The following is a 7986-nucleotide window of genomic DNA, read 5'->3' as shown; positions in this document are numbered from 1 at the left end:
TCCTTTGGTGGAGCGCACGAGATTCAGAAGTAACCACGTGACCACGATCAAACAGAAAAAAATCCAAAAGAGATTCGCGCGTTCTGCAATACCGGTAAATCCGCGTGCTGCGCCGACCGCTTCAATGTTCAGAATAATCACTCGAATGATTTCGCTAAAGCCGAGTGTTGCCATAGCAAGATAATCACCCCGAAGTCGCAAGGTTGGCAACCCGATCAGAAATCCGGCGAGTGCTGCCGCAACTCCGCCGAAGAAAAGAGCACACAAAAACCACGTCGTTTCGATCCATGCCACCGGACCTACCCAAGAAAACTGCGCTAGCAGTGGGTCGACGTAGAAGGTGAGGGCGGCTGAGACATAGGCGCCGATCGCCATAAATCCGGCATGTCCGAGCGAGAATTGACCGGTGATGCCATTGATGAGACTGAGACCCACTGCCATGAGCGCGTTGATTCCGACGAGTTGTAGAATTTGAAGTTCGTAGGAAAAATCTTGCAGATAATGCGAGGTGACAAACTGAACTCCCCACAGTGCGATGATGAGGAGCAACATGATCAGGAAGCGATGCATGCTTAAACCTTCTCCACAGTTTTGGAGCCGAGAAGACCTTGGGGCCGAAAGAGGAGAACTAAAATTAAAATCACAAAAGCGATCGCGTCTCGATACGTGGATGAAAAATATCCGACGACCATCGATTCACACACTCCAATCATAAGGCCGCCGAGTAAAGCGCCAGGAATATTTCCAATTCCTCCAAGAACCGCAGCCACAAAGGCTTTGAGCCCTGGCATAATCCCCATGAGGGGATCAACTTTGGGGTTGGAGATGCCGACGAGAACTCCGGCAATTGCAGCGAGCATCGATCCGAGCACAAACGTGAACGAGATAATGCGATTGATCGGAATGCCCATTAATTTCGAAGCGGGATGTGAAAATGAAACCGCGCGCATCGCCATGCCGATACGTGTATTCATGACAAGGAAACGAAGGAGGAGAGCAATGAGAATGGCGACGACAAAGATAATGACTTGGATATTGTTCAGTGAAACTGAGCCAGCGCGAAAAAGACTCTCAGTCTGAAAAAATTCGGGAAAGACTTTAGGATCTGGTCCAAAAACAAGTTGACCGCCAAATTGCAGAAAAAGTGAAACTCCAATGGCGGTAATCAGTGCCGTCAGGCGGGGAGCAGCGCGAAGAGGACGATACGCCAATCGTTCGATGAGAAAACCGAGGAGCCCACAGATGATCATGCTTCCACTCATCACCAAAATAAATTGAAAGAGAGATGATGTTGTCCCAGAAACGGCGTAGCCGCCAAGATAAAAACCGGCCATGGCGCCGATCATATAGATATCGCCATGCGCAAAGTTGATCAGTTGCAACACGCCATAGACCATGGTGTAGCCCAGAGCAATCAGACCATAGATGCTTCCCCATGCAAGGCCATTCACGAGTTGTTGTAAAAAAATCTGCAATGTTTTCCTGTCAAAAGTTTGAAAAAGTCTCTCGGAGGCGCTCTCTCACTACGGTAGCTCGACTCAGCCGCCGTCTCGCTACCTGCTCTTTGTCGCTGTGATCATGAAGGCTGCTGTCCACAGCGACTGCAGACGCCGCTCGAGCAGCGCCTCCTGCGGCCTTTTTTAATGTTCTCGTTACGACGGTTCAACAGCGCTGTGGAATTGTAATTTTTGATCTTCGATTTTCATGATGACAATACGTTTGATTGCGTTTCGGTCTTTATCAAGAGACATTTTTCCTGAAACACCATCATAATCTTTTGTTGCGGCAAGCGCATCGCGGATGGCTTTCCCATCGGTTGATCCTGCACGCTTGATCGCATCAAAGAGAACCATCGCAGCTTCGTACGAGACGGCTGCTGTTCCATCAGGAGGGAGAGCGTAACGTAATTGAAAATTTTTGATGAACATTTGCCCTGCGGGGTTTGGATCATCCGCAGCAAAAGGAGTACTGAAATAGCTGTTATTTGCGGCATTACCACCGATATCGACCGTCTTTGTCGAATCCCAACCATCGCCACCAAGAAGAGGAATATTCATTCCCAGTTCACGCGTTTGACGAGCGATGAGACCGACTTCAGTATAATATCCTGGAATAAAAATCGCTTGGGGATTGCTCGCCTTGGTTGCCGTGAGTTGTGAACGAAACTCGACATCGCCTTCGCTATACGCATGATCCGCAACAATTTTTCCGCCGAGTTTGGTAAAGGTTTCGATAAAATAATTTGCAAGCCCTATACTGTAGTCATTTTTAATATCGCGCAAAATAGCAGCACTGCGTACGCCGAGTTGATCATACGCAAAGTGGGCCATCGCAGATCCTTGAAAAGGATCGATGTAGCAGACGCGGAAAATGTAGTCGCCAACAGCCGTGACTTTGGGATTCGTGGAAAAAGGAGATACCATCGGAATTTTATTGCGCTGTGCTTCTGGAGCAGCTGCAAGACTGCGCGATGATGCGTATTCGCCGATGAGTGCAGAAACTTTATGCTGTTTAATCAATTTGAGGGCTGCGATTTTGGCTTGTTCTGGAAGGCTCTGATCATCTTCATAAATCACTTTGACTTGTTTTCCGAGGAGTCCACCTTGCGCATTGACTTCTTCGACCGCGAGATCGACCGCCTTTTTCCCCATCTGTCCCCACGTCGCAGTGCTTCCGGTCAAGGGTCCAAAAAATCCGATCCGAATTTCATTGGTCGGTTTGGAACAACTGAAGAAAGAAAGAGTCAGAAGTGAAAGAAAAAAGATTTTGAATATTCGTAATGTCATAAATATTTCCCCTTAGTCAGTGTTTTTATGAATGGGCGCAGTCCCTGTCAATCAAAAGTATGAAGTTCTTTGGCGCGCTCGATGGCGTCGTCGATATTCTTGGCAATATACTTTTCGCCGCCGAGTTGCTTGATCAGTCCATGTCGTTCCAAAACACGATGCACTTTTGGCTGAACCGAAGCAAGGATGATGTGGCCTTTATTCTGTTGGATCTTGTCGATAATGAGTTCAAGCGCGTGAATCGCGGTGACATCGATGACATGGACATTTTTCACAGTCAGAATCAATATTTCATGTTCTTTGTGCGCTATTTCTTCTTCGAGAATACTTGCGGCACCAAAAAACATCGGTCCGTTGATTTCATAAAGAGAGATGCGCGGATAATTTTTTATTTTCTCGCGCAGAGCCAGTGCTGCTTGACTCCCGTTACGCGTATTTTCTTCAAGCGTACTCACGTTGATTTCACTTGCACGTTTAATGAAGAGAAGCGCTGCAAGCACTACACCAGTTCCAACAGCAACTGTCAGGTCTAAGAGAATAGTCAGTGAAAAAGTTGTGAGCAAAACTGCGATGTCCGAAAGCGGAGCGGTGAGAAGTTTTCGAAAATGGTGCACCTCACTCATTTTATAAGCAACGATCATCAAGATTGCTGCGAGCGCTGCTATCGGAATGTAACGAGCGTACGGAGCGAAAAAGAGAATGATGAGAAGAAGTGTGAGAGCATGCACGACAGAAGAGATGCGTGTTTTTGCACCGTTACGAATATTTGCGGCTGTGCGTGCTATGGCGCCGGTTGCAGGAATTCCTCCAAACCACGGAATAATGATATTCCCCACACCTTGTGCGATCAGTTCTTTGTTGGAGTTGTGTTTGGTGCCAGTCATGCCATCAGCGACGACAGCTGAAAGAAGCGATTCCATGGCTCCAAGCATGGCGATGGTGAGTGCTGAGGGAAGAAGGAGGCGAATGTCGGAAAGGCTCAGTGAAATTGGATGAAATTGCGGAAGTCCTGTTGGGATATTTCCAACCGTTGCGACGGTTGGAAGAAGAAAACTGAGCGCAGTTCCAACGACAAGAGCAATGGGAGCAGCGGGAAACATTGTATTCCACTTTGGCCAAAGAAGAAGGACGAGAAGGGTGACAGCCCCAATGAGAAAAGCGGAAAAGGTGATATCGTGAGGGAGGTGATAAAAAAGTTGCTGGACCATTTCAATAAAACCGTGCGGGCGTTCGGTGAGAGTCAGTCCGAAAAAATTCGGAAGCTGTCCGGTAAAAATCAAAAGGCCGATGCCAGAGGTGAAACCAATAATCACTGGATAGGGGATAAATTTAATAATGGAGCCAAAACGAAAAACTCCCATGAGGACGAGAAGAATGCCGGCCATAAATCCAGCTGCGAGTAATCCTTCAATGCCGTGATGATTCACAATCCCCAGAAGAATCACGATAAAAGCACCAGTGGGCCCTGAGACTTGATACTTCGAACCAGAAAGAAGACCAATGACAACGCCGGCGATGATTGCGGTATAGAGTCCTTGTTCAGGTCGCGCGCCAGAAGCAACAGCAAAGGCGATGGCGAGAGGAAGAGCCACAAGTCCCACAACAATTCCTGCAATGAGATCGTGACGAAAGTCACAACGAAGATAAGAAAGAATTTTTTGCATCACAAACTGCGCTCTCTACTCTCTTCACCAATCGACACAACTTTTTTTCTTAAACATTTTTCGGAATCGAAATTTCTTTTTTACTTTTTTGAAGGAGCCAGTCGTCAATTTGGGTTTGAGAAAATCGCCAGGCATCTCCGATTTTGGCCGCAGGAATTTCCCCCTTCTGAGCGAGCTTATAAATCATGGCCTCTGAGAGTTTAAGATATTTGGCAATTTCTTTGACCGTCATCCAGTTCATAGTAATACATTATAATACATAGTAATAAAAAGCAAGAAGTAGAAGGTTACCAATAACTGACTGTCAGTTATTGGTAAGTGGAAGATTTAATCAAACGTATACGGAGCGGGGAAGAGGGCTTTCAGTTCATTGCGCTCAGAAGAAGATAATTGCATTTTTTAAACGCTTCTCTAAACAAACAATCTCATGAGTCTTGCTCCTATCACCGCAACTTTTGCCCTGAACTCCTTCGGAATCCTTCCTTCAGACACGGAAAGAGAAAAGAACAGATATTGTCCTTCAGGAGTTTCTCTTTTGTCTCGTTCGCACTCGGCATTTTTTCTTCAATCTTCAACACCAATTCAGAGAAAAGGAATCACTGTTGTCGGAATGAGTCTAGCGATGAGCGAAGTTGGACCATTGAGTGCTGAGGTTGCAGCGAGTGGATCTTTTGGGCTCATCTATTTGCTCGGTTTCGCACAAATTGGGTTGCTTCCTTTCCTCCCGGAGCTTCGCTGGTATTCCGCTCCAGAGCAAAAGCCCAATATTGAGGAACCAAATGGGTCGTTTCAACTGAAGCCACGCCAAATTGTAGATCGATTTTTTAGAGAAAGATTAGGATCACCAACTCCTCTTGAGCGTGCGAAAAAATCTGGAAAAGAAAAACCTTTTCGAGATTGTGTCCAGCGCTGCGTAGCTGAGATTCGAGAGAAATGCGCAGCAGAAGTTCATTCCTTTAATAAAGCTTCAGCAATCGAAGATTGCTCAACTCTTTGCGAAGATTTTTTTATGAGAGAGAAAATGCCGTCAGATCCCTATCGATATTTCAGTGCAGAACTCGATCGCATTGTGAGTGGACAATATCCTTACTCTTATCGTTATCGTGGATGTGAAGACTATGTTCTGACTCCTTAAGGAACCTCTAAAAGATGTTGAACATTTTACATGAAGTCGAACGTCTGCTTCCAAAACTTCTTGAAGATTCATCTTCCTGGAACACGCTTTTTATTGATTATCATCCGCCGATTGTTGAGCGAGTGTGGCGACAATGGAATGAGTATCGCATCTGTCTTCATCGCATTTATTCTTGCGAGAAAAATGAAGCGCTGTTTCATCAACATCCCTGGCCATCAGCGATGAAAGTGCTCGAAGGTGTCTATGAAATGAATGTGGGCTATGGAAAGAGCGCAGCTCCTCCGCCAGTTGCTGCAACCATTCTTCTTCCTGCAGGATCAGAATATGAAATGATTCATCCTCAGGGTTGGCATTCAGTCCGTCCACTTGAAAAGGTTACGATGTCGCTCATGGTCACTGGAAAGCCACGAGATGAAGGATCTCCCCAAAGTGCGAAACCATTGTGTCCTCTGCCAGAGAACACAAAAGAAGAGATCTTGCGCTTTTTCCAAGACTGTTACAAAGAGAGTTAAAACGAGGCCGAGAATGAAAAGCGTCTGTATTTTTTGTGGATCGAGTAATGGAGCCAACCCAAAATTTCTCGAAGTCGCAAAAGAACTCGGACAACTGCTTGTTCGAGAAAACTTAGAACTCATCTATGGCGGAGCAAGTATTGGCATCATGACAATGCTTGCGGATACTGTGCTGGAAGCGGGTGGTGTTGTGCGAGGGGTGATTCCCGAATTTATGGTCGAACATGAAGTTGCACATCACGGTATTACCGAACTGCATATTGTCAACAACATGCATGAGCGGAAACAAAAGATGCAAGAACTCGGTGATGCCTTTATCGCTCTTCCTGGTGGACTTGGAACTCTGGAAGAGATTTTTGAAATGTTGACATGGTCGCAATTAAAGCTTCATGCAAAACCGTGTGGTTTTTTAAATGTAGAGGGTTATTACGATAAGCTCCTCGATTTTTTAGAACATATGGATGCATCACAATTTCTCCCTCCCAATCGACGCGCAACAATTTATCACGATACTCATCCTCATGCGTTGTTACAAAAATTGCGAAGATGACCAATAACTGACAGGCAGTTATTGGTAATCTGGTTCTTCAGAGGTAACCATGATTAAGCGAACGGAAATGTGGGCGATGGGGCTTCTGGCTGCGGGCTCGAGTTTTCTGCTTTGCGGTTACGAGATGGCGCGCAGTTCCGCCAACACACTTTTCAAGAAAGCGTATGGTGTTGAAAATCTTCCGTGGGGCATGGCGCTGACTCCGATTCTCCTCATTGCCTTGATCGCTCTCTATGGTCGTCTTCTCACTCGCTTTGGTCCACGCAAAACATTTCGCATCACGATGCTCGGGAGCTGCGCTCTTTTCTTATGTTGTTATATGGCATTGCAGTTGAAGCTTCCCTTTGCAGCGATGCTCCTTCTTCCATTTCAAGAAGCGTACATCATGATTATTGTCGAACAGAAGTGGTCGTTTCTGAATAGTACGCTTGATCAGTCGACCGCAAAAAAATTCAATGGTCCCATCATTGGATGTTCTTCTGTGGGTGCTATTATCGGTGGGTTACTTCTCAGTAAACTCGCGGTTCCTTTTGGAACGGTGAACATGCTTCTCTTTGTGGCGCTTTCTCTCCTTCCGTCACTTTTCTTTGCAGATCTTGCGTTTCGAAAATGTGGTGAACCAAAACCAAGAGAAAAAGAAATGCATTCTTCTGATCAATTTGGCCTCTCGCTTTTTCGACAAAAACCACTTCTCTTTCTGTTTTTGATTGTGCTTGTGAGTCAGGTTTTTTCAGCTGCATTGACACTTCAATTCCAAGGGGCTTTGCAAACTGCGATCCCTTCGCCTGATGCGCAAACAGCGTATTCAGGTCGTTTCTTTGCAATCCTCAATGCGGTTGCCATGATTTTTCAATTTGTCATTACTCCGCTCGCGCTTTCACGTTTTCCCGTGATGCTCATTCTTGGGATCGTTCCTTTTATTCATGTCTTCACGTGTGGTTTTGCGCTCTATGCTCCGTCATTTACCTCCATTGGAACTGCGTTCCTCTTCTATAAATGTCTCCACTATTCTCTCTTTCGTGCTTCGAAGGAAATTCTCTATATGCCACTTTCGTTCGACGCACGTTATCGAACCAAAGAAGTGATTGATACCTTCGGCGCTCGCTTTGGAAAAGGGACTGCGTCCCTTTTCTTTGTTCTTCTCAAACAAGGAGGCGTGGTCTTATCTTCCTTCTCTTCATTTCTCTCTTTTGGGGCAGCACTTCTCTGGTTAAGTCTCACCTTCTTCCTCTTCAAACCGTTTCAAAGATTACAAAAAATAAGTGACCAATAAAAAGTCCGCAGGAGGCGATTGTCGAGTGGCGTCTTCAGACGCTGGAAACGAAGCCTCAATACCCAG

8 protein-coding genes and 1 pseudogene (1 of these 9 running past the window's edge) are annotated in these 7986 nt (G+C 45.9%); 4 read left to right on the top strand and 5 right to left on the bottom strand.

Features of this window, described 5'->3' with window-relative positions; all coding sequences use genetic code 11:
* The 5 genes and pseudogenes from A3C46_03760 to A3C46_03740 form a co-directional block, all read right to left on the bottom strand.
* Positions 1 to 570, bottom strand: a pseudogene (locus A3C46_03760) (hypothetical protein); it reaches 372 nt to the left of the window's first position.
* Positions 571 to 572: 2 nt separating this feature from the next.
* Positions 573 to 1475: an ABC transporter permease gene (locus tag A3C46_03755; protein OGQ23233.1), complete on the bottom strand. Its 903-nt coding sequence runs from the start codon at positions 1473 to 1475 to the stop codon at positions 573 to 575.
* A gap of 177 nt (positions 1476 to 1652) precedes the next feature.
* Complete coding sequence (locus tag A3C46_03750; protein OGQ23232.1) at positions 1653 to 2786, bottom strand: ethanolamine utilization protein EutJ; 1134 nt, start codon at positions 2784 to 2786, stop codon at positions 1653 to 1655.
* Positions 2787 to 2833: 47 nt separating this feature from the next.
* On the bottom strand, positions 2834 to 4450 hold the full coding sequence (locus tag A3C46_03745; GenBank protein OGQ23231.1) for a hypothetical protein: 1617 nt from the start codon (positions 4448 to 4450) through the stop codon (positions 2834 to 2836).
* 49 nt (positions 4451 to 4499) lie between these two features.
* Positions 4500 to 4691, bottom strand: a complete 192-nt coding sequence (locus A3C46_03740) for a hypothetical protein (GenBank protein ID OGQ23230.1) — start codon at positions 4689 to 4691, stop codon at positions 4500 to 4502.
* Between the two features lie 186 nt (positions 4692 to 4877).
* On the opposite strand from A3C46_03740, the gene A3C46_03735 reads away from it, so the two are divergent.
* From A3C46_03735 to A3C46_03720, 4 genes are read left to right on the top strand one after another with little or no spacing between them, the layout of a single operon-like run.
* Entirely contained in the window at positions 4878 to 5585 is a 708-nt protein-coding gene (locus A3C46_03735) for a hypothetical protein (protein OGQ23229.1), read from the top strand.
* Positions 5586 to 5599: 14 nt separating this feature from the next.
* Positions 5600 to 6097 carry a hypothetical protein gene (locus A3C46_03730; GenBank protein OGQ23228.1) on the top strand — a complete coding sequence of 166 codons (498 nt, stop codon included), beginning with the start codon at positions 5600 to 5602 and terminating at the stop codon, positions 6095 to 6097.
* A 13-nt stretch (positions 6098 to 6110) separates the two neighbouring features.
* Positions 6111 to 6647, top strand: coding sequence for a Rossman fold protein, TIGR00730 family (locus A3C46_03725; protein ID OGQ23227.1), 537 nt, complete (start codon positions 6111 to 6113; stop codon positions 6645 to 6647).
* 49 nt (positions 6648 to 6696) lie between these two features.
* Positions 6697 to 7920: a hypothetical protein gene (locus tag A3C46_03720; GenBank protein ID OGQ23226.1), complete on the top strand. Its 1224-nt coding sequence runs from the start codon at positions 6697 to 6699 to the stop codon at positions 7918 to 7920.
* Positions 7921 to 7986 lie beyond the last annotated feature (66 nt).

This window comes from Deltaproteobacteria bacterium RIFCSPHIGHO2_02_FULL_44_16 (assembly GCA_001798185.1).
Taxonomy (GTDB): domain Bacteria; phylum UBA10199; class UBA10199; order 2-02-FULL-44-16; family 2-02-FULL-44-16; genus 2-02-FULL-44-16.
The sequence above is the reverse complement of the archived record's forward strand: the minus strand, read 5'-3'. Positions and strand labels throughout refer to the sequence as shown.